A 20,362-nucleotide genomic window follows, 5' to 3' on the forward strand; every position below is an offset into this window, starting at 1 on the left:
CAAGCTCGCCGACGAAGGTGATTACCCGGTAGGAAAGCACGACGACTGACCCGAGACGAAATCCGTGACGGAAGTGTTTCTTCGTCACCAAAAGCGAAGCCCCGCGAACGCTCTCGTTCGCGGGGCTTCGTGTTTCAAGCACTGGACTCTGGCTTTGCCTTCGAACCCCTCTGGTTCCACGTCATACCAGTGGGCAGTGCCGTTCATCATGGCACAAGTGCCAAGACCTCGCGGCGTCGATTATTTGCGCCGCTTTGGTGTGTCGCTTCCAGCACGAGCGACCGCAGCGCGTGCGCGGTTTTTCTTGCTGCTCGGCTTGCTCTTCGGCGGCGGTGGGCCTTTGGGGCCTTCCCTACGAGGTTTAGCCGGGCCGCGTTCAGACCCTCCGGCACCCGCTTTGGGCTTGCCTTTGGGCTTGTCGCCCGCGGGCCGACGCGGGGCCACAGCGCCATGTGCGCCGTCATCAGCGGTATGATCCTTTGCCCCTTTGTAACGCGGTTTGCGATCTTCGGGTTTGGGTTTGCGGCGCTTGGGCGCGGGGTCGTCATTCCACTCGACCGGGGGGGTGTTACCCTTACGGTGACGCGGCTTTCCAGGTTTGTCAAAGTCGCGCTTCGGCCGTTTAAACTCGGGTACATTGGGTGCACCGTCAAGCCGCACAAGTTCCTTTGTTTTCTCGATCCGCATGCCCGACCCGATTGCCGATACAAAGCCGTCCACAGCGCTTTCACGGATTTCGATATAGGACTGTTCATCCGCGATGCGAATAGCGCCGATTTCGTCTTTCGTGATCTTGCCCGCCTTGCAGATCATTGGCAGCAAATGACGTGGCGACGCATTTTGGTTGCGTCCTTCCGAGATCGAGAACCACACACTGGGGCCGAACGCCGCTTTGGGCTTCCGTTTCTGATCCGTAACCGTCTGCAATTCCTCGGGGGCCGAGTGGCGTATCTTGTATTGCCGCAGATAGGCCGCAGCCAACTGCTCCGGCGTGAACTTTTCAACAAGCTGCGCAACGGCGGATTGTTCGCTATCGGCGATCTCGACCGTCCAGTCATCCGAGGCAAGCATCCGCTGCTCGTCGCGCCCATGCACATCCTCGGCCGAGGGGGCAGAGCCCCATTCAGCGTTCAGTTTGGCAAATTTCAAAATGCGTTCGGCCTTCTTGCGCGCCGACGGCACAACAACCAGAGCACTCACGCCCTTGCGTCCGGCCCGTCCGGTCCGGCCCGAGCGGTGCAGAAGGGTTTCGTGGCTGCTTGGCAGTTCGGCATGAACCACAAGATCCAAGTTGGGCAGGTCGATCCCGCGTGCAGCCACATCGGTCGCCACACAAACGCGCGCGCGCCCGTCGCGCATCGCTTGAAGCGCGTTGGAGCGTTCGCTCTGGGTCAATTCGCCAGACAGGGCCACAACCGCAAAGCCACGGTTTGACAGCCGCGCAGTCAGCCGCGAAACCATCGCGCGGGTGTTGCAGAACACGATCGAGTTCGGCGCTTCGTAATAGCGCAGCACATTGATGATCGCGTGTTCATTGTCTTGGGAAGCGACCGCCATGGCGCGATATTCGATATCGCTGTGTTGTTTCTGTTCACCAACAGTCGAGACGCGTTCGGCGTCGCGTTGATAGCTTTTGGCAAGCTTGGTGATGGCGTTGGGAACCGTGGCCGAGAACAGCAGCGTCTGACGGTCAGACGGCGTTTCCTCAAGGATGAATTCAAGATCTTCGCGGAACCCCAGATCCAGCATCTCGTCGGCTTCGTCCAGCACAACGGCCCGGATTTGTGTCAGGTCGATGGATCCGCGCATGATATGGTCACGCAGGCGTCCCGGCGTGGCGACAACGACATGTGCGCCCCGTGCCAAGGCGCGACGTTCGTCGCGCATATCCATACCACCTACGCAGGATGCCAGAAATGCGCCCGCATCGGCATAGAGCCAGCTAAGTTCACGTTTGACCTGCATCGCCAGTTCACGCGTCGGGGCGATGACCAACGCAAGCGGCGCACCAGACGAACCGAATTTGTCTTCGTCCCCAAGCAATGTCGGCGCGATGGCCAGCCCGAACCCAATCGTCTTGCCCGATCCGGTCTGGGCCGAAACCAACAGGTCGCGACCTTCCAAATCCGATGTGGTGACCGCCTGCTGGACAGGGGTTAAAGTGTCATAGCCCTTACGGGCAAGCGCATCTGCGATGGTTTTTTTCACGAGTAAGGTTCTTTGTGTTTCCTGGCTGGCGCAAGCCCGCTGCCTGTGCCTTGTCCTAGGTTAAGACTGCCGTCTATCGGGTGCAAAGGGGTTTGTATAGGTCTAGTGCGCCCAGATATCTGTGCACTTGGCGTCGAAAACACACCCAATGCAGGAAGAAAACCGTTCTTTAGGAGAGAAGAGCGTTGCGCCTGACGAGATCGACCTTTTCATCCAAAAGTGAAGCAGTCTTGTGCACATATGAAACGCACACCGTTAAACCGGCCCAAGCGTCACACTGAATGATCCTTCAGCGGAAATGCCAGAGCTATAATCAATCGTCCTTCCGAAGTCGCCGCTGGTGCCGAAAGACGAGCTGAATGTGCCAGAAAGCGAGATCTCGTTTCCGTCGATCACAACGGAAGCCTGATCCAGAACCAACGCGCTGGTGTCCGGATTGCCGTACAACCGTTGTGTTTTCCCACCTTCGTATTTCATCAACCGCATTTCGACGGCGTTGGGCTGACCTCCAACATACTCAAAGCCCAGTGTCATTCCGGGAAACGTTTTTCTGGTGTCATCGTCGGCTCCGCTCAACCAAATGTTCAGGCTTGCGTAGCTCTCGGACCCCGACCAATCGCTCTGCATGGCGTTCAGCTTGAATTGGTATTCGGTGCCATCAACGGTAAGTGAAGCTGTGCCTGCTTCCTCCGCCGATCCTATGGTCGCCACCATAAGGCCGACTACAATTGAAATACTTCCCACGAGTTTTCTCATCATTCCCCAATCCTCCAAGCAAAACCGCGACAAAACTAAATATAGAGTGAGGTTGGACCAGAAGGGGCTTGAGTTCAAGAAAACCTGACGCACCCTACCCCGCATCTCTCAACGCCAGAGCCACCCGAGCATCCCTCACGATCTTCACAACGCAACATGCCTGCGGCAGCGACACACCGTCCCCTGCATATTAGAACTGCTGATATAAGTGGGAGGCTGATCAGACGTTTCAGGCAGACCGGGCGGCAGCCCATGTCAGACACACTTTCAAACCTCCCAGCGGAGATTGCTCAAGTGAAAGGGTGCAGCCATGGGTCTGGGCCATACGCTGCGCGATGCTCAGACCCAAACCCGTGCCCGGCTGTTCCGGGTCCAGTCGGGTTCCACGCGCAAGCACTGCGTCGTGTTCGGTTTGCGGGATACCTGGGCCGTCATCTTCAACGCTCAGGAACACCTGTGCGTCATCGCGTCCGCCGCGTACAGCAATCCTGCCTTCCGACCATTTCACCGCGTTGTCCAGAAGGTTGCCCAACAGCTCGGTCAGGTCGAACTCGTCGAACGGAAGAAGCAGTGTACCGGGTAAATCGATTTCCCATTGGATGTGCTCGGCGCCGGGTTGGCGGCCAAGCGCCTTGTGCAAGCGTTCAATGATCGGGCCAGCATCGCATTGGCGCAGGATCTGTTGGCTGTCGCGGCTTGATGCCAGTTCGCGTTCAACGATGTGCTGGATGCTGGTGATCTCTGTCACAAGATCTTCTGCCAGATCATCATGACCGGCCCGCCGCACTTTGCGCTCGATTCCATGCATGATCGTCAGTGGTGTCTTCAGGCCATGGGCCAAGTCACCCGCGCGCGATCGGGCGCGTTCCAGCGCCTCGGCGTTGGCATTCAGCAACTGGTTCACCTCTTCAACCAGCGGCAGGACTTCGGTCGGATAATCCGAAGACAGCCGTCCGTTTGGAGTTTGCGAGACACCGGCGACTTCGGATCTAACCTTCTGCAGCGGACCAAGCCCCAAGCGGACCTGAAACCAGCTTGCAACCAACAAAAACAGTCCCAGAACCGCCAGCCAAAAGACCGAGTTCATGGTGAAGCGGGATACCGAAATATCCAAGCCGGCCCGGTCGATTGCCACCGTCAGGAAGACCTCGCGTCGGCTCTCTCCGTCGCCCATTGTGATGACCCAGCTGGCGGCAGCAACCGGCTCACCTGTGCCGGTGATCACATCGGCAAAAACTATCAAGCCCGCTGTCTGCGGACGGACCAGCTCCAACGGTGCCGCCCAGAAGGACGGTGACAACAGCGGGTCGGTGTCATCCACCTGCACTTGCCAATAGTATCCCGACAGCGCCTGATTGAATCGCGGATCGGGGATCGGGACGATCTCGACCTCACCCGCGCTATTCATCGAGACATTCCCGCTTAGAAGGATCAGGTAAGTCTCAAGTTCGTCCCGTGCACGATCCTCAAAATAGAGGCGGAACAGGAAGTTGAACACAATGGCAGTCGCCACCAAGGCAATCGCTGTTGTCATGGCCGCGGCCAGCAACAGGCGCAGGCTCAGCGACATCTTCATGCGTCTTCTCCGGCGATCATATATCCAAAACCGCGACGTGTTTCGATCAGGCCACCGCCAATTTTGCGGCGAAGACGCCCAACCAGAACCTCGACCGCGTTGCTGTCAGGTTCTTGATCTCGGTAATAGATGTTCTCGACCAGCTCTTCCTGAGTCACTACCTGTCCACGATGGTGCATCAGGTAGTTCAGCAGCCGATATTCCAGCGGTGTGATCTTCAGCGGGCGACCATCGACCGAGACGCGCATCTGACGCAGATCGACCCTGAGCGGCCCGGCCTCGAGGATCGTGGCCTTCTGTCCACTGGACCGGCGCAACAGGGCACGCAGACGCGCGACCAGCTCCTCCATCTGAAACGGTTTGCCCAGATAGTCATCTGCACCCGCGTCGATCCCTTCGACCCGTTCGTTCCAGTTCGCGCGTGCCGTCAGCAGAATTACCGGCAGGTCCAGCCCCTCGTCCCGCCATTTGCGCAGCACCGAAAGGCCGTCGCGCTTAGGCAAGCCGATGTCGAGGATCGCAGCTGCGTAGCTTTCGGTGCTTCCCAAAAACCAGCCTTCTTCGCCATCGTGGGCGATTTCGGGGATCAGCCCCTCGCCTTCCAGAACATCCGCGATCAGCTCGGCAATCTTGTGTTCATCTTCGACGATCAGGATACGCATTCAACACTTCCGCATGCTTGTGATCTGGCCCGAACCTGCATCGACCGTGACCGAAACGACCGCGCCGGATTGGTCAACGATCAGAACCCGATAGGTCGATCGCTGTCCTTTGTCAGAGAATCCGACTTGCAGCAACTTCCCTGGCTGCTTGGTCTGAACTTTCTTCAGGACTTCTTTCAACGGCCGCGCGTCTCCGCGTGCAATCGCACGCTGCGCGCGTTTGTAGTCTTGGCGCGAAATCTGAGCGTTCCCCGATATCGAAGAGCTTCGGCATGTCCCCGGTCCGCTGGGGCCGCTGGGGCCGGTCGGCGTCCCTTTGCCCGAGCCTCTCGGATCGGTTGGGCCGCTCGGTCCGCTGGGAGGGCTGGCCGCCGAGGGTCTGGACGCCGGACTGGGTGCAGAAGCCGGGCTAGGTGCGGAGGCCGGGCTGGCAGGCGACGCTGCGCTGGCAGGAGAGGCGGTCGACGAAGCCCTCGCCTGGCTCAATCCAACCAGACTGGGTGCCATATAGGCTCCAGCGGCCCCCAATCCTAACCGGAGCAGGGCAGCGCGACGTGATATGCGTTTTCCGTCGCTCATTGCGCAGCCATATCCTGGGATCTGGGGACGATCAGATGCGCTCGGGCCAAGCCACGCATCAAGTTTTCGCAATCCGCAGCGATCTGTTCGACGGCCACATCGGGAAAGGCTGCTGTCAGGATTTCGACAACCTCGCCATGATCGGTCGGTTCCTCCAAAAGGGTCCAGATTGCTGCCGACACCGGGTTCAGACGGAAAATGCCGATCCCTGATCCATCGGCCAGAAAACACTCGTCGCCCACCGCGCTTTCGGTCACGCCTGCGGCCTGTTCATAGCGAAGTTCCTTGACGAAATTTGCGGCAGGGCGCGCAAGTTGGTCCAGCGGAGCTTGGCGATCATCCTGTGCAAACTCAGTCAGTTGGGCGGCGGGGAGGGTCGCAAGATCAGGATGGGCTGATAGGTATTCTGCAGCCTCTTCGGCACAATGATAACTCAGCCGGAAAATTGGCAGGTTTCGGGATAGAAGATCGATCGAACGCAGAATCGCCCCCGCATGACGTGTGCGGGCGAAGTTCTGAGTAATCAGGCTGGCCAGCGCGTCCTCGCGCGCCATGGTGCTCAGACACGGCGGTCGCGGCTCTTCGCAACGCTCAAGCATTACCATCGCGCCCAGTGGCAGCGTTTCGCCCCACGTGGCAACTGGCGCATTGGAAAGGTACTTGTACTGGCGGTTCGACGGGCCGGGATCCTGCGCGACCTCGGCATGGAAGGCGTCGCTGAAACCTTCAGGCAGGGGCAGACGCAGGCGCGGTTGAATGCCATTCGCGATGCCTTCACAAGTCTGAGTCTCGGCGTCCACACGCACCGGCAAAAAATCGTCGGAGTACAAGGGCCTACCCAGGCGCGCCAAGGCAATAGCCAATGTGCTTTTGCCGGCACGTCTGGCGTTAGGCATCGCCACAAGACGCCCGTTAAAGTCGATGGCCGCAGCGTGCAGACAGAACAGATCAGGATCCGAACGCAAGCGCTCCCACGCCATCTCGGCCACAATGTCGCAGACGGTGTTGACCCCATCCCAGATGCGGGGTGCATCGGGCTGGTCCGCATGGAGCACATTCCAACGGTCTTGTCCGGCGGGGCGGACGGTTATGAAGGGCGGTTCGGGCGGCGGTGTCGATAGAATGCGGTGCGGCCAGGAAGACAGGGCGGCGGGCAACATAGCCGCGATCTCGTCCGCGTTTTCCAACGCGACGGGATGCTCCAATCCATCAAGTTGCACATATTGCGGTTCCACCACGTTCCGCTCCCATTTGTCGCTGATCATACCAGCGATTTCCCCCTATGCGTCAACGCAAGTCGACCTGCCCACAGTAAATCGCGGGCAGGCCGTTGATCAGGTGGGGATCACCCGGATCACTCTATTAGCGGCAGACTTTAACACCGTCTTCACGAGTCACAACGGTTCCGCCGCCGCTTTCGCATTCATCAGCCGTCACAACGCGGGGACCGCTGGGGCCGCTGGACGAGCTGGGCCCGGATACGCCGCTAGCCGACGAAGGCGAGCTGGACGATGAAGGCGAGCTGGACGCCGAAGGTGCGCTGGCCGGCGACGGTGCACTGGCTGGCGACGGTGCGCTAGCCGGCGACGGAGCGCTGGCAGGCGACGGTGATGAAGATGCGTGAGCAGCCGACAGCGTTGTCAGTGCAGGCACGGAATAAGCGGCCAATGCAAGCCCACCAATGCGAGTAAGCGCCTTGCGCCGTGAGTATACCTTGTTGTCTTCTTTGGTCATTTGCTCTGTCCTTTATTGATGTTCTCAGCGCCTTGTAATTTTGCGCCTCAACTCCTGATAGCACACCTATTATTTCAACAGCCTGAAAAGCTTTGTCAGCGTTTTGTCAGGAACCAGCCCAGCACACTACATTCAACGACATCGCGCGGCAAAGGAATGGCCGATTGATCAACGTACAGAACGAGGGTCTCGGCGGCTCCACAACGCGCTCTGCGCCCTACCCAATCTCGTCAATTGAACCGATTGAATTCGCCCATTGGCTGTGTTTTCTGGGTTTCAAGTGAAACGCCTCAAAGGCGCCATATTTAAACTTTACGCAACGGTATGTTTCGCGATTCATTTGCGAAGAACTTAGAACTTGGATCATGAATTTGACCTGCTATAGATTACCGAGACATGTCTTGGTACAATGTATAGGTCAGCTGGAGATTTCGAATGGCACAAAGCCAAACTTATGATGGCCGCGAAAATAAATTTGATGCTGGCAACAATGTTTTGAACCTATACCCTGACTACTTCACCTTCCATTTCATCACTGACGGCGATCTGGATGGCGTTGAAGATGCCTCAGGTGATCTTATTCTGGAAGCAAATGGTGGCGCCTCTGATCCCGATACCATGGTTGTCATTAATGGTGTTGCATACGAATTTATTGTAGAGGGCGTAGGAGAACTTCCGGTCGACGGCAAGGTCCCGGGAGCCGTTCAGGGCACTACTGTTGTAAAGATCGAGGTCGTAGGATTCCCGACAGAGCTTAAGATTATTTTTGCTCCTGATGGCTCCATTTCTGCGGCGACTTGGGCACAATTCGGAAACGGGAACATCACGCTTGATAATCTTGATACCGATCCGACTCCTGTTTGCTTCTGCAATGGAACTTTGATCAGAACTAATTCTGGAATCGTTGCTGTCGAAAGCTTGGCGAACGGAGACCGCGTCGTGCTCGAATCTGGGCAGACCGCAACAATTCAATGGATCGGGTCGCGCACATTCTCGTTGGTAGACTTGATGTTGACCGCTAGCGCCCGTCCGGTGTGTATCCCTGCTGGCGCACTTGGCAATGGCACACCCACCACTGACCTTTGGGTCTCGCCTCAGCACCGTGTTCTTGTCCAGGGCTATCTAGCCGAAACACTGTTTGGCGTACCTGAAGTACTGGTAGCCGCGAAGCATCTGGACTTTGGTGATCTTGCCAAGGGCAAGAAACGCCCTGCCGAGGTCAAGTATTTCCACATCCTGCTGGACAAGCATGACATGCTGATCGCCAATGGCGCCCCGGCGGAAAGCCTGTTCCTTGGGGATCAAGCGCAGACCATGCTGTCGGATGACGCTCTGGCCGAGATCGAAGCGAAGTTCCCGCGGGAAGATCACGCCGAAATGTGGAGTGACCAAACTGCTGCGCCTGTGTTGAAGGCATATGAGGGCGCAGTGCTTTCCGAGGCGCTGCAAAACGGTTTCCTACACACAGGCCGAATTGCTGCAAGTTCCCAGCATATGCCTCTGGCGAGCTAACCGAAAGCCTGTATGTCGGGCCGGAAAGCGTGAAAGCGCTGCCTGAAGAAGCCGTCGAGGAACTTCTAAACCTGCCCTCTGAACTGACGAGCCACGCAGGCCTAGATTCTATCGCGCGCCGCGTCGCAAAGCGCCACGAAGCAACGCTTCTTGCCACGGCCTGATCCAGATTGATTTGAAGCCCGCAACCCGTTTGCGGGCTTCACCATGCCCTGCCCTGCCCTACGCCAGACGGTTACCCTGACGCTGACATGGGCGGTATCGTACTGAAAACGCGGCAATCCTGAAAACTAGATACATAGTGCAGCCTGCCACCGCTCTTTCATGGTGGCGTATCGACATCGGGCCTCTTGTTTTGGGCTTTTATATTCACTAATTTGAATATATGATCTTGATCAAGTTTCCACCCGGCGACTTGTGTATGTTCATGAAACAATCTGGCACTGGACGTGTTGCATCTGAAAGCAACGGACATGGTTTGGGCCACTCACCGCAAAGGAGATTGCGATGCGTAGAATCGTCTTGCCCCTATTGGTTGCCTTGTTCCCGTTTGCGACCATGGCTGAAGAGCCCTTCGTCGCAAACAACGTTGACGTTACCGAATGGAAAGCCGTCTTCGGTCGGATTGAAGCGCGTGACCGTGTTCAGGCGCGATCACGGCTTGGAGGAACGATCATCTCAATCGCCGTCTCCGAGGGATCCAAAGTTGAGAAGGGCCAGCAAATCGCCAGCATCACCGACGAGAAACTGACCCTGCAGCTGAATGCGATTGATGCGACGTTGACCTCGTTGGAATCTCAGCTGGAAACGGCTTTGGCCGATCTTCAGCGCGGCGAAGACCTGCTGAAACGCGGCGTCGCCACCGCACAGCAGCTGGATCAGTTGCGGACGCAGGTGGATGTGATCAAGGGACATATCGGGACAGCTCAGGCTGAACGGAGTGTTCTTAAACAGCTGGAAACTGAAGGGGCTGTGCTTGCCCCAATCGGTGGCACTGTTCTTCAGGTGCCGGTCACCGAGGGATCTGTCATCATGCCCGGCGAAAGTGTCGCCGAGATTGGTGGCGGCGGATTCTTCCTTCGGCTCGCTGTGCCTGAACGTCATGCCGGCTACCTGCAAGAAGGTTCGGAAATTCGTATTGGCGGCGACGAAGGCGAGACCACCGGCGTTCTGGCCAAGCTATACCCTCAGATCGAAAACGGTCGTGTGATCGTAGACGTCGAGTTCGCGGGCATGGCTACAGATTTCGTGGACGCGCGCGTTCTGGTGCGCCTGCCGGTTGGCAAATCAACCGCGTTGCTGGTGCCTGCTGCATCTGTGTCCACCCGCATGGGGCTGGATTTCGTCACTGTCCTAGCGGCTGACGGCACTGAGACGCAGCGTACCGTCGTCACCGGCGGATCACGCCAAGCAGACGGCCACGAGATGATTGAAATCCTGTCGGGTCTGTCCGAAGGCGAGCAATTGGTGGCCAATCATGAGTGATCAACCACACACAACTTCTCTGGGCATCGCGGGCGGGCTGACCAAAGCGTTCATCGGCTCGGCGCTGACCCCTCTGATGATTTTAGCGGCCCTTGCCGTCGGCCTCGTGGCGCTGATCAGCTTGCCGCGCGAAGAAGAACCGCAAATCTCGGTTCCGATGGTGGATATCCATATCCAAGCGCCGGGCCTGAAGGCGGAAGACGCCGCAAAACTGGTGACCGAACCGATGGAATCCATCGTGCAGGGCATCAACGGTGTTGAACACGTTTATTCGCAGACCAGCGATGACTATGCCCTTGTGATGGCTAGATTTCTGGTCGGTACATCGGCAGATACCGCGATCTTGCGAGTACACGACAAGGTCCGCGCGAACATGGATCGCATCCCGGTCGGGATAAACGAGCCCTTGATCGTTGGTCGTGGAATTGACGACGTGGCCATTGTATCGCTGACGCTGTCGGCCAAACCTGCGGCGGACCAAACTACCGCAAACGACCTGACCCGCATTGCACGCAAGCTGCAGGTTGAAGTCGCAAAGATCCAAGATGTGGGTCTGACCTATCTGGTGGGCGAAAGCCCCGAAGCGATCCGCATCGCCCCTGACCCCGAGCGTCTGGCGCTGTATGGCGTGACCCTGCAGCAGCTGGTGGGCAAGGTCCAAGGTGCCAACCGCGCGTTCAACAACGGATATGTGCGCGATGGTGGTCAGCAGATTTTGCTGGCAACAGGTCAGACACTTCAGTCGTCTTCTGATGTGGCCAACCTGCTTCTGACCACGCGCGACAACCGTCCGGTTTACGTCCGTGACGTGGCCAATGTCAGCTTCGTGCCCGACACTTCGGACAAGATCGTCGCTAACGTCACACGCGGCGAAAATGGCGAGATCCTCCGCACACCCGCGATCACGCTGGCGGTCGCCAAACGTGCTGGTGCCAACGCCGTGGTCGTCGCTGAGGAAATCCTCCACCGCGTCCACATGCTGGAACACGACCTGATCCCTGACACCATTCAGATCGACGTCACCCGCGACTATGGGGAAACGGCAGACGAAAAAGCCAACGAGCTTCTGTTCCATCTGGGCCTGGCGACGGTCTCGATCGTGGCGCTGGTGCTGTTCACCATCGGCTGGCGCGAGTCCATCGTGGTGGCGGTGGTGATCCCGGTCACCATCCTGCTGACGCTCTTTGCGGCTTGGGTGATGGGCTACACCTTGAACCGCGTGTCGCTGTTCGCGTTGATCTTCTCGATCGGGATCCTTGTGGATGACGCGATCGTTGTCATCGAGAACATCGCCCGCCATTGGGGCATGCCCGACAAGGCGGATCGCGTATCCAAGGCCATTCGCGCCGTCGCCGAGGTGGGCAACCCGACGATTGTCGCCACCTTGACCGTTGTGGCCGCCCTTCTGCCGATGCTGTTCGTATCCGGCCTGATGGGGCCGTATATGAGCCCGATCCCGGCAAACGCTTCGGCTGCGATGATCTTTTCGTTCTTTGTGGCTGTGATCATCACGCCTTGGCTGATGATCAAGATTGCTGGAAAAGCACCTGCACATGACCATGACGACGAAGGACATCATGGCGGCGCTCTGGGGCGGATCTATGCCTCGGTCGCACGACCTTTGCTGAAGACCAAGACCATCAGCCTGACGTTCTTGCTGGTCGCCGCCGCGATCTCGTTCGGGTCGCTTGCGCTGATCTATACCAAGGACGTGACGGTCAAACTTCTGCCCTTCGACAACAAGTCCGAGCTGTCGGTCGTTATCGACCTGCCAGAAGGATCCTCGATCGAGGCGACCGATGCTGTGGCTCAGGCCGTGGCACGGGAAGCTCTGCAAATGCACGAGGTCGTGTCCGCACAGACCCATGCCGGGGCCGCCGCGCCCTTCAACTTCAACGGTCTTGTCCGGCACTATTATCTGCGTACGCAGCCGCATCTTGGCGATGTGCAGATCCTGCTGGACCACAAGGAACATCGCGAACGCACCAGCCACGAGATTGCGCTGGAGCTGCGTGACCGCTTGAACCAACTTGACCTGCCTGCTGGCACCAACGTGAAAACGGTCGAGCCGCCCCCCGGTCCGCCGGTTATGGCAACCTTGCTGGCCGAGGTTTACGGCCCCGATGCCGAGACCCGGCGCGAGGCTGCCAGTAAGATCCGTGCCGCGTTCGACAGCGTGCCCTTCGTCGTCGACGTCGATGACAGCTTCGGGGAACAACCGCGCCGTCTGCGCATCACGATCTCGCAGGACCAGCTGGAATTCTTCGGGGTGCAGGAGCAGGACGTCTTCTCGACGCTCGCGCTTCTGAACCACGGGCAGACCGTTGGGTATTCGCACCGGGGTGAGGGCCGCTATCCGGTCCCTATCATCGTGGAACGTGACAAGGCCGACCGGGTGCTGGACGAACGCTTCTTGTCCACGCCTATTCCCGCGAACGCCCTACCCGGTGCCCGTGGCGTGGTCGAACTTGGCGACGTGATCGAGATCACCGAAGAGAAGGCCTCGTACCCAATCTTCCGTCACAACGGACGCACGGCAGAAATGGTCACCGCCGAAGTCGCCGGAGAGTTCGAGGCCCCGGTCTATGGCATGATCGCCGTTGCCGAACAGTTGGACGCGATGGAGTGGGAAGAGGGCACAAAGCCCGAAATCCGCATGAACGGCCAACCCGAGGATGAAAGCATCGTCTCCCTGCTGTGGGACGGCGAATGGGAAGTCACCTGGGTCACCTTCCGCGACATGGGGGCCGCCTTTGCCGTGGCGCTTCTTGGGATCTACATCCTTGTGGTTATGCAGTTTGGCTCATTCAAACTACCGTTGGTGATCCTGACGCCCATCCCGTTGACGTTCGTTGGGATCATGGGTGGACACTGGCTGTTCAACGCGCCGTTCTCGGCACCGTCAATGATCGGGTTCATTGCCTTGGCGGGTATCATCGTGCGGAACTCGATCCTGCTGGTGGATTTCATCCGGCATGCCGATCCCGCGAAGGACAAGGTGGAAACGCTGATCGAGGCCGGCGCCATCCGCTTCAAGCCGATCCTTTTGACCGCCATTGCGGCGATGATTGGTGCTGCGGTCATCTTGGCCGACCCGATCTTCCAAGGGCTTGCCTTGTCGCTGCTCTTCGGCTTGCTCAGCTCGACCCTGCTGACGGTTCTGGTCATCCCCGCGATTTATCGGGTGTTCAGGACCTAAGCCAACCCAACAGGCAATGCCACGTTCTGGCAGATTGCACACAACACGAAGCAGTCCCAAATCTGGGGCTGCTTCTGCTTTGGGGGGTGAAGGTTGCGACCATCGGGTCAGGCCGAGTTGACGGCTGAGAAGGTTTCACCATCCACATGAGAACACTTCGATCATAGCGATTTGATCTCACCAGACATATGGAACCAGTCTGAAACGAACCCTATACGCATAGTCCGGATAGCCCGGCAACTCTTCCAGCAACGTCCGGTCTTCCAGTGCCGTTCTAAGAACTGAAATGATGACTGCGATCGCCACCGGGACAAGTGTCCACACCGAGCCTAGAGCACAAACAACTCCGAACAGGGAAAAGATGTTTCCGGCATATCCCGGATGTCGCACAAATCTGTAGGGACCACTGTCACATACCACGTGCCCTCGATCCGTTTGGATGATTACCACGCTGTAAAAAAAGCGGTTCTCTGCAAATGCCCATGCCGCGAAAGCGTACCCGAGCGAGATCAAGGCGAACCCAATGACGTTTAGCCAGAGCGGGAATTCGAGCGACCAATCAAACCGGTGATCAAGCCCTGCAACCATGACCACAGGGTACGAAATACTCAGCGCCATAAGGGGTGCGAGCACTTTGTCCCAAGGTTTTGCGTTTTGGATGGTTTTGGTGTTTTGACGCTCGGCCGTTAGTCCGGGGTGATGTTGTTCCGCCCACAACCGCCCACCAAACCCTGCTGCAACGATCAGAAGGGAATAGAGCCACGCCTGCCACCACTTGGGATCCCCGCCGCATATCAACAACACCAGCGGGATTAAAAGATACACCACGGCCAATCTGATCCAGTGGCCAAGGGATACGGCCTTGGCGGGCCGCTCGCTGCCTCTTTCACGCGACATGTCATTCCCCGGTTTGAAACAGGTTCAAGTGTATGCCCATCCCCTGGAACGCTCAACCAAACACCGCTTAGCTCAGCTCACAGGTGCGGGCTGCGACACAATGTCCATGGCGCTGCCGCATGTGCAACGATAGCGTTGGCCTGCGCGAAACCACCGGGGGACCAATGAACGGGAAGATTGTCATACGGCTGCTTTTGGCCCTGACGATCCTCGTCAGTGTGTTCCTGCGCCCACCCGGCACAATGCTGGTGCTCGATGGTGATACGATCACCTACGAGATCTGTAGTGGCAGCGATATGGAACCCGTCACCATCGCGCTTGATGGTGATACACAAGAGGAAATTGACCTCGGGTGCGATTTCTTCGCGGCACAGATCGGGGCCCTTCTGGCGACGACACCGTATTCGGTACCGACCGATGCCAAAGCCACCCGCGTGGTGTCATTGCCCCATGCCCACCGCTTCATCGGGCAAACCACAAAAACATCCAACGCGCCACGCGCACCCCCGCTTGTGAGCTGACTTCGACCAAATCCGAAATCAACTCACAAGGATCAAACCCATGACTCTCTTGATCAAGGCCGCGCAGATTGCTGCGGCTGCTACGTTGGCCCTGCCGCTGACGCTTGCCCCGGTGCATGCCGAAACCTCTCTTACCATTGCCGTGAAATCCGACCGCTATAGCGTCAAGGAAGACAAGTTCACGTTCACCACCCGTCGACCGGCGGCCCAGATCGCAGAGCCTGCGGTGCGACCCGACGCCAACTTCAACCCAAGCCCGCTGTTGTTCAAGGATTGGAGCTATGCGGACGGCATCTATACCGTCTCCCTGCAGGACGGTGTGAAGTTCTCGGATGGCACACCTTGGAACGCCGACAGCGCCATTGCGTCATTCAAACAGTATGACCAGAACAAATCTGACTTCCTTCAGCTGGATCAGGAAAGTTTTACAAAGCTGGGCGAGCATCAGATCTCGTTCCGGTCTGAGGTCGACTCGGCGCTGGTGATCGAGAACATGACTCACCGTGGCACCTCGCTGTTCCTGCCAAGCGACGATATGGCGGAAAACCCGATTGGCACCGGCCCTTATCTGCTGGATAGCTACGATCCCAAGCAGCAAATCACCGTTGTGCGCAACCCTGATTACTGGGGTGAAGCACCCAATGTGGACCGCATGACTTTCCGCTTCATCGGCGACGACAATGTCCGCCTGCTGGCACTGCAGAACGGCGAAGTGGATGTGATCGGCGAGGTGACACCACAGATGATGCTGTCGATGCCGAAAGACGGATCGGTTGTGCTGCACGAAAGCCGCCCGATCCGCTATGCCGCTCTGATGTTCAACATGCAGGGCAAGGCACCCTTTGACATCGCAAGCGATGTGAAAGTCCGTCAGGCGCTGGCCTATGCGATTGACCGCGCCACGCTGGCTCAGGTGCTTTGGGATGGTCGCGGTCAGCCCGCCAAGACGATCCTTCCCGGCTGGATGTTTAACATGGGCGATGACCATGCCAAGGGGTTCTCCTACGACCTCGGTCGCGCCAATGCGCTTCTGGACGAGGCTGGCTGGGTCATGGGCGCAGACGGTGTGCGCGAAAAAGACGGGCGCAAGCTCGCCCTGCGCATGGTGTCAGCCTATCCCAATGTCTCGACCGTGAAGCCGATGCCGGAAATGCTGGACCAGATGTTCGCGGCCATCGGCGTAGATATCGAGAATATCGAGATCGAAGACAGCGGCGTCTATTACGACAACTACTTCAAGACGGGTGAAGCGGACATCTATCTGGAATACGCGTCCAACAACAACACCGACCCGACCTATCTGCTCTACAACGTCTTCACGACCATGAGCCCATGGGGGTATGCGGTGACGTCGCCGGGCGGCAATGTCGATGAACTGGCTGCCGCCTCGCGGGTTGCCAAAAGCCGCGAAGAGGTGATCGAGCTTGTGCGTCAGGCCTATCGCGCAGTGATCGACGAGCATGTCTCGACCATCCCGGTCCTGACCGTGCCCAATTTCGTCCTGTCGCGCCCCGGTATCGACGTGCAGATGTCGGAATACGCGGATTGGATCGAATACGGTCATACGACCTTCACCAACTAAGCTGTCCTTTTGAAAAGGCAGGGCCCCTCGGGGCTCTGCCGTACGGATACCCTCATGTTACGTTTCACCTTAATTCGCCTTGCTGCTGCGCTGCCCACGTTGTTGGGCATGTCCTTTGTGGCATTCGCCATCGTGGCCCTTGCGCCGGGTGATCCGGTGATGATGGAACTACGCGCCATGGGCGTCGTGCCCAATCCCGAAGACATCGCCGCCATTCAGGCCGAATACGGGCTCGATAAGCCATTCTTCGCACGCTATTTCGACTGGCTCGGCCGCGCTGCACGGTTCGAGTTTGGCACCTCGGTTGCCACAGGCCGCACGGTCATGGCCGAGATCATGATCCACCTGCCCGCCACGTTGGCGCTTGCAGTCAGCGCACTGATCGGCGCCATCTTTATATCGCTGACATTAGGCAGCCTTGCCGTGATGGCCGGGCGCTTCACTGGTGCAGGCCTGCGGGGGATGACAGTCTTGCTGGTCTCGGTGCCATCGTTCTGGCTTGCCTTGCTGCTGATTTACATCTTTGTGCTTAAACTTGGCTGGGCGCGTTTGGTGGGGGATGGTTCCCTGTCCGACCTTGTTTTGCCAGCCGTGACCCTCAGCCTTGCCGTCGGTGCCGCGCTTGGACGTATGGTCTATGAACGCATTCGGTCGGAAATGAGCGAGGACCATGTCCGGCTCGCCATTGCCAAGGGCTTGGGCCCCTTACAAATCCTTGTCGGCCACGTCGCGCCGCGCATCATCGGACCTTTGGCAACGGCATGGGCCAATGCGTTTGGCGGGCTTTTGGGCGGGACGGTTATTGTCGAAAGCATTTTTGGCTGGCCCGGGCTGGGTCAGCTCATTCTCGAGGCCATCGCACAACGGGATTTCCCGGTGATCCAAGCCTATCTTGTGTTCATGGGGCTGATCTTCTTCGCCACCAGTTTGATCGCCGACCTCGCCGTGATCCTGTCTGATCCACAACTGCGCAGGAGGTTCTCAGATGAGTGATCAAAGCCTGCGCGTCCCCGCCTTGCGGATTTTTCCACGCCTAAGATGGCTGGCCAGTGCAAGCCGCACTCCACTTGGCCTTGGCCTCGGGATCTCGCTGCTTGTGGGCTTTGCATTGCTTGGGCTGTTGCCTGCTGTCCTCGACTTGCCGTCACCCGAACATATGGACCTGCGCGCCCGGTTGTCTGGCCCCACTGCCGCGCATCCGCTGGGCACGGATCATCTGGGGCGTGACGTGCTCGCCCGCTTGATGGGTGCAGTGCCTGTGTCCCTTGGGGCGGCACTGTCGGCGATGGCGGCAATCCTGGCCATTTCCCTGCCGTGGGGCGTCATTGCCGCATTGGCAGGTGGGCGCACCGATGCCGTGATGATGCGACTTGCCGACATCATCATGGCGTTTCCGATGCTGGTGCTGGCGCTGGCCATCATCGGCTTCATGGGCGCATCGCTTGAAGCATCGATCCTTGGGGTAGCCGCCGCCTGGTGGCCATCCAATGCACGACTGGTTCGCGCCCTTGTACTTTCGGCCAGCCACCGCGATTTCGTTCGTGCCGCCTATCTGTCCGGCGCCTCGCGCCTGCGCGTCGTGCTGCGCCACGTCTTCCCTCAGATCCTTCCGCCGCTGGCCGTGATCATTTCGCTGGAAACAGCCTCGGTGCTGCTGGCGCTGTCATCGCTCAGCTTTCTCGGCATCGGAGCCCAGCCCCCGACCCCGGAATGGGGCGCGATGTTGAACGAAGCGCGTCCCTTTTTCGCACAGGCCCCACATATGCTTATCGCGCCGGGTCTCGCGGTGACGCTCGCGGTCCTTGCCTTCAACCTAGTGGGTGAAGGCCTGCAATCGCTGCTCGACAAAAGGGAGCCATACCAATGGTAAATGCGTTGCAGGTAAGCGACCTTACCGTGTCCACCCCCGGCACCAAGCCATTGCTGAACGGGTTGGAGTTCTCGATACGGTCTGGAGAACGTGTCGGCCTCGTCGGTGCAAGTGGTTGCGGCAAGTCTTTGGCAGCCGCGGCGCTTACCGGGCTGCTACGGCCACCGCTTGCGCTTACACACGGCACGATCCGGATCGACGGACAAGACATTGGCGATGCCTCCCCACGCGTATGGCGCATGCACCGTGGGCGCAGAATTTTCCAGATATTTCAAAGCCCCAGCACCGCCCTGACACCCACACGCCGCATCGGGCCACAACTCGCCGAGGCGGCACGCATCGCTGGCGACACATCGGGGACAGCAGTTGAACGTGCTCTGGAAACTGTTTCACTCGCCCCTCATGTGGCGGGGTTCTTCCCCTATCAATTGTCCGGCGGCATGAAGCAACGGGTGCTGATCGCCATGGCGCTGATCTTGCGCCCAAACATTCTGATCGCAGACGAGCCGACGACCGGGCTTGATGTTCTTACTGAACGCGATGTTCTTGCGGCGCTCAATACCATGGCCGACGAAACTGGTGCCGCACTTTTGTTCATCAGCCATGACCTGCGCGCAGTTGCCGAAGTGGCCAGCCGCACACTTGTCATGGAAAACGGGCGCCTTGTAGAGGACGCCCCAATCGCTGAACTCGCGCAATCAAAGGCACCGGCTGCGCGCCAACTTGCAAAGGCCGCCGATGCGCTGCAAGCCGCATGCTGACGGTTCGTGGCCTCTCCAAGCGGTTCCACGGACGGGATGTGCTTAGCGACATTGACCTGAACATAGCGGCAGGTGAAGTCGTCGGGTTGATTGGCCATTCCGGCGCGGGGAAATCTACCCTTGCGCGCTGCCTTGTGGGTCTGGAACGGGCTGAAAGAGGCGAGATCCTGTTGGACGGTGCGCCAATTACACCGGGCGAAGGCGCTGCGCGCCAAAACATCCAGTATCTGTGGCAAGACCCGACCCAATCCCTTAGCCCTTACCTCACCGCCAAGGGGGCTGTGATGGAAACCCTGTCGGGGTTTGGCGTGGGCACTTCGCAGGCAAGAAACACTCGGGCAATAGAACTTCTGAACTCGCTGGGCATACCCCAATCGATGCACGAACGCCGTCCGCACGCACTGTCTGGTGGACAAAACCAACGCGTCGCGCTTGCCCGTGCGCTTGCCGCCGCACCGCAAGTGCTCATCCTTGATGAACCACTGTCTTCGCTGGATCTGGCCACACAGGTCAGCACAATTTCAGTGTTGCGTGAAATTCATGCCGAATCCGGTCTGGCCATGCTCATCGTCAGTCACGATCTGGCACCCCTTCGGCAACTGGCCGACCGTGTTCTCGTTCTGGATGAGACCCGTATTGTCGAAGACCTCCCGATGCGCCGCTTCTCTCAGGACGCATCGCACCCGCTCTCAAAGGCCTATGCGGAAACGCTCCAACCTGCGTCTGAATAAGGCTGCTTTTCCCGGCGCTGCTGACCGCGCCAGAACGACAATTTCTGCACGGTGCACTTGGGGCGGATTTGGCCGTTTCAATCGCGGCGCTTATAGCTGTTTTTCGGCAAAGAATTGCCCCGAACGTGGCCCGTCCTCCACTCGAAAAACTGTCAATTTTGTGTCGATTTTTAGGCTTATTGACAGGGGAAATCCGCGTCTCTAACCTCGCGTCATGTAGTTGGGGGAAGGGTGACCGAAAGTGCAGGAAAACTGCCACGGCGCTCTGTGTAATATATAGATGATTTTT

At 58.4% G+C, this 20,362-nt stretch carries 17 protein-coding genes; 10 read left to right on the forward strand and 7 right to left on the reverse strand.

All coding sequences use genetic code 11. The features are described from left to right. Window positions 1-240: 240 nt before the first annotated feature. The 4 genes from ALP8811_RS10640 to ALP8811_RS10655 form a co-directional block, all read right to left on the reverse strand. Complete coding sequence (locus ALP8811_RS10640) at window positions 241-2,208, reverse strand: DEAD/DEAH box helicase (RefSeq protein ID WP_108857080.1); 1,968 nt, start codon at window positions 2,206-2,208, stop codon at window positions 241-243. Between the two features lie 255 nt (window positions 2,209-2,463). Continuing rightward, window positions 2,464-2,967, reverse strand: coding sequence for a hypothetical protein (locus tag ALP8811_RS10645; RefSeq protein WP_146184013.1), 504 nt, complete (start codon window positions 2,965-2,967; stop codon window positions 2,464-2,466). Window positions 2,968-3,193: 226 nt separating this feature from the next. Continuing rightward, entirely contained in the window at window positions 3,194-4,540 is a 1,347-nt protein-coding gene (locus ALP8811_RS10650; protein WP_108857082.1) for a sensor histidine kinase, read from the reverse strand. Further along, window positions 4,537-5,202, reverse strand: coding sequence for a response regulator transcription factor (locus ALP8811_RS10655; protein ID WP_108857083.1), 666 nt, complete (start codon window positions 5,200-5,202; stop codon window positions 4,537-4,539). The genes ALP8811_RS10650 and ALP8811_RS10655 overlap by 4 nt, the downstream gene beginning before the upstream one ends. A 316-nt stretch (window positions 5,203-5,518) precedes the next feature. On the opposite strand from ALP8811_RS10655, the gene ALP8811_RS10665 reads away from it, so the two are divergent. After that, complete coding sequence (locus tag ALP8811_RS10665; protein ID WP_108857085.1) at window positions 5,519-5,713, forward strand: hypothetical protein; 195 nt, start codon at window positions 5,519-5,521, stop codon at window positions 5,711-5,713. A gap of 64 nt (window positions 5,714-5,777) precedes the next feature. Here ALP8811_RS10665 and ALP8811_RS10670 read toward each other — a convergent pair whose 3' ends face one another. Together ALP8811_RS10670 and ALP8811_RS16265 are read right to left on the reverse strand one after the other, a co-directional pair. After that, a complete protein-coding gene (locus ALP8811_RS10670) occupies window positions 5,778-7,046 on the reverse strand; it encodes a PqqD family protein (protein ID WP_108857086.1) in 1,269 nt (422 codons plus the stop codon). A gap of 97 nt (window positions 7,047-7,143) precedes the next feature. Further along, entirely contained in the window at window positions 7,144-7,515 is a 372-nt protein-coding gene (locus ALP8811_RS16265; protein WP_146184014.1) for a hypothetical protein, read from the reverse strand. Window positions 7,516-7,950: 435 nt separating this feature from the next. Here ALP8811_RS16265 and ALP8811_RS10675 point away from each other — a divergent pair, with 435 nt between their 5' ends. The 3 genes from ALP8811_RS10675 (at window position 7,951) to ALP8811_RS10685 (ending at window position 13,711) form a co-directional block, all read left to right on the forward strand. After that, complete coding sequence (locus tag ALP8811_RS10675; protein ID WP_108857087.1) at window positions 7,951-9,027, forward strand: Hint domain-containing protein; 1,077 nt, start codon at window positions 7,951-7,953, stop codon at window positions 9,025-9,027. Window positions 9,028-9,534: 507 nt separating this feature from the next. Then, on the forward strand, window positions 9,535-10,512 hold the full coding sequence (locus ALP8811_RS10680) for an efflux RND transporter periplasmic adaptor subunit (RefSeq protein WP_108857088.1): 978 nt from the start codon (window positions 9,535-9,537) through the stop codon (window positions 10,510-10,512). Beyond that, window positions 10,505-13,711, forward strand: a complete 3,207-nt coding sequence (locus tag ALP8811_RS10685; protein WP_108857089.1) for an efflux RND transporter permease subunit — start codon at window positions 10,505-10,507, stop codon at window positions 13,709-13,711. Before ALP8811_RS10680 ends, ALP8811_RS10685 begins: the two co-directional genes overlap by 8 nt. A 177-nt stretch (window positions 13,712-13,888) precedes the next feature. Here ALP8811_RS10685 and ALP8811_RS10690 read toward each other — a convergent pair whose 3' ends face one another. Then, window positions 13,889-14,608: a methyltransferase family protein gene (locus ALP8811_RS10690; protein ID WP_108857090.1), complete on the reverse strand. Its 720-nt coding sequence runs from the start codon at window positions 14,606-14,608 to the stop codon at window positions 13,889-13,891. A 119-nt stretch (window positions 14,609-14,727) separates the two neighbouring features. On the opposite strand from ALP8811_RS10690, the gene ALP8811_RS10695 reads away from it, so the two are divergent. From ALP8811_RS10695 to ALP8811_RS10720, 6 genes are read left to right on the forward strand one after another with little or no spacing between them, the layout of a single operon-like run. Further along, complete coding sequence (locus ALP8811_RS10695; RefSeq protein WP_108857091.1) at window positions 14,728-15,129, forward strand: hypothetical protein; 402 nt, start codon at window positions 14,728-14,730, stop codon at window positions 15,127-15,129. 40 nt (window positions 15,130-15,169) lie between these two features. Then, window positions 15,170-16,711, forward strand: a complete 1,542-nt coding sequence (locus tag ALP8811_RS10700; protein WP_108857092.1) for an ABC transporter substrate-binding protein — start codon at window positions 15,170-15,172, stop codon at window positions 16,709-16,711. Between the two features lie 54 nt (window positions 16,712-16,765). Continuing rightward, the gene (locus tag ALP8811_RS10705) at window positions 16,766-17,704 is read left to right on the forward strand and encodes an ABC transporter permease (protein WP_108857093.1); all 939 of its coding nucleotides are present in this window, start codon (window positions 16,766-16,768) and stop codon (window positions 17,702-17,704) included. After that, window positions 17,697-18,581, forward strand: a complete 885-nt coding sequence (locus tag ALP8811_RS10710) for an ABC transporter permease (protein ID WP_108857094.1) — start codon at window positions 17,697-17,699, stop codon at window positions 18,579-18,581. Before ALP8811_RS10705 ends, ALP8811_RS10710 begins: the two co-directional genes overlap by 8 nt. Next, window positions 18,575-19,342 (forward strand): ATP-binding cassette domain-containing protein, encoded by a 768-nt coding sequence (locus ALP8811_RS10715; protein ID WP_108857095.1) that lies wholly within the window; start codon window positions 18,575-18,577, stop codon window positions 19,340-19,342. The genes ALP8811_RS10710 and ALP8811_RS10715 overlap by 7 nt, the downstream gene beginning before the upstream one ends. Further along, complete coding sequence (locus ALP8811_RS10720; protein WP_108857096.1) at window positions 19,336-20,073, forward strand: ABC transporter ATP-binding protein; 738 nt, start codon at window positions 19,336-19,338, stop codon at window positions 20,071-20,073. The genes ALP8811_RS10715 and ALP8811_RS10720 overlap by 7 nt, the downstream gene beginning before the upstream one ends. Window positions 20,074-20,362 lie beyond the last annotated feature (289 nt).

The sequence above is a fragment of the Aliiroseovarius pelagivivens genome, assembly GCF_900302485.1.
Taxonomy (GTDB): Bacteria; Pseudomonadota; Alphaproteobacteria; order Rhodobacterales; family Rhodobacteraceae; genus Aliiroseovarius; species Aliiroseovarius pelagivivens.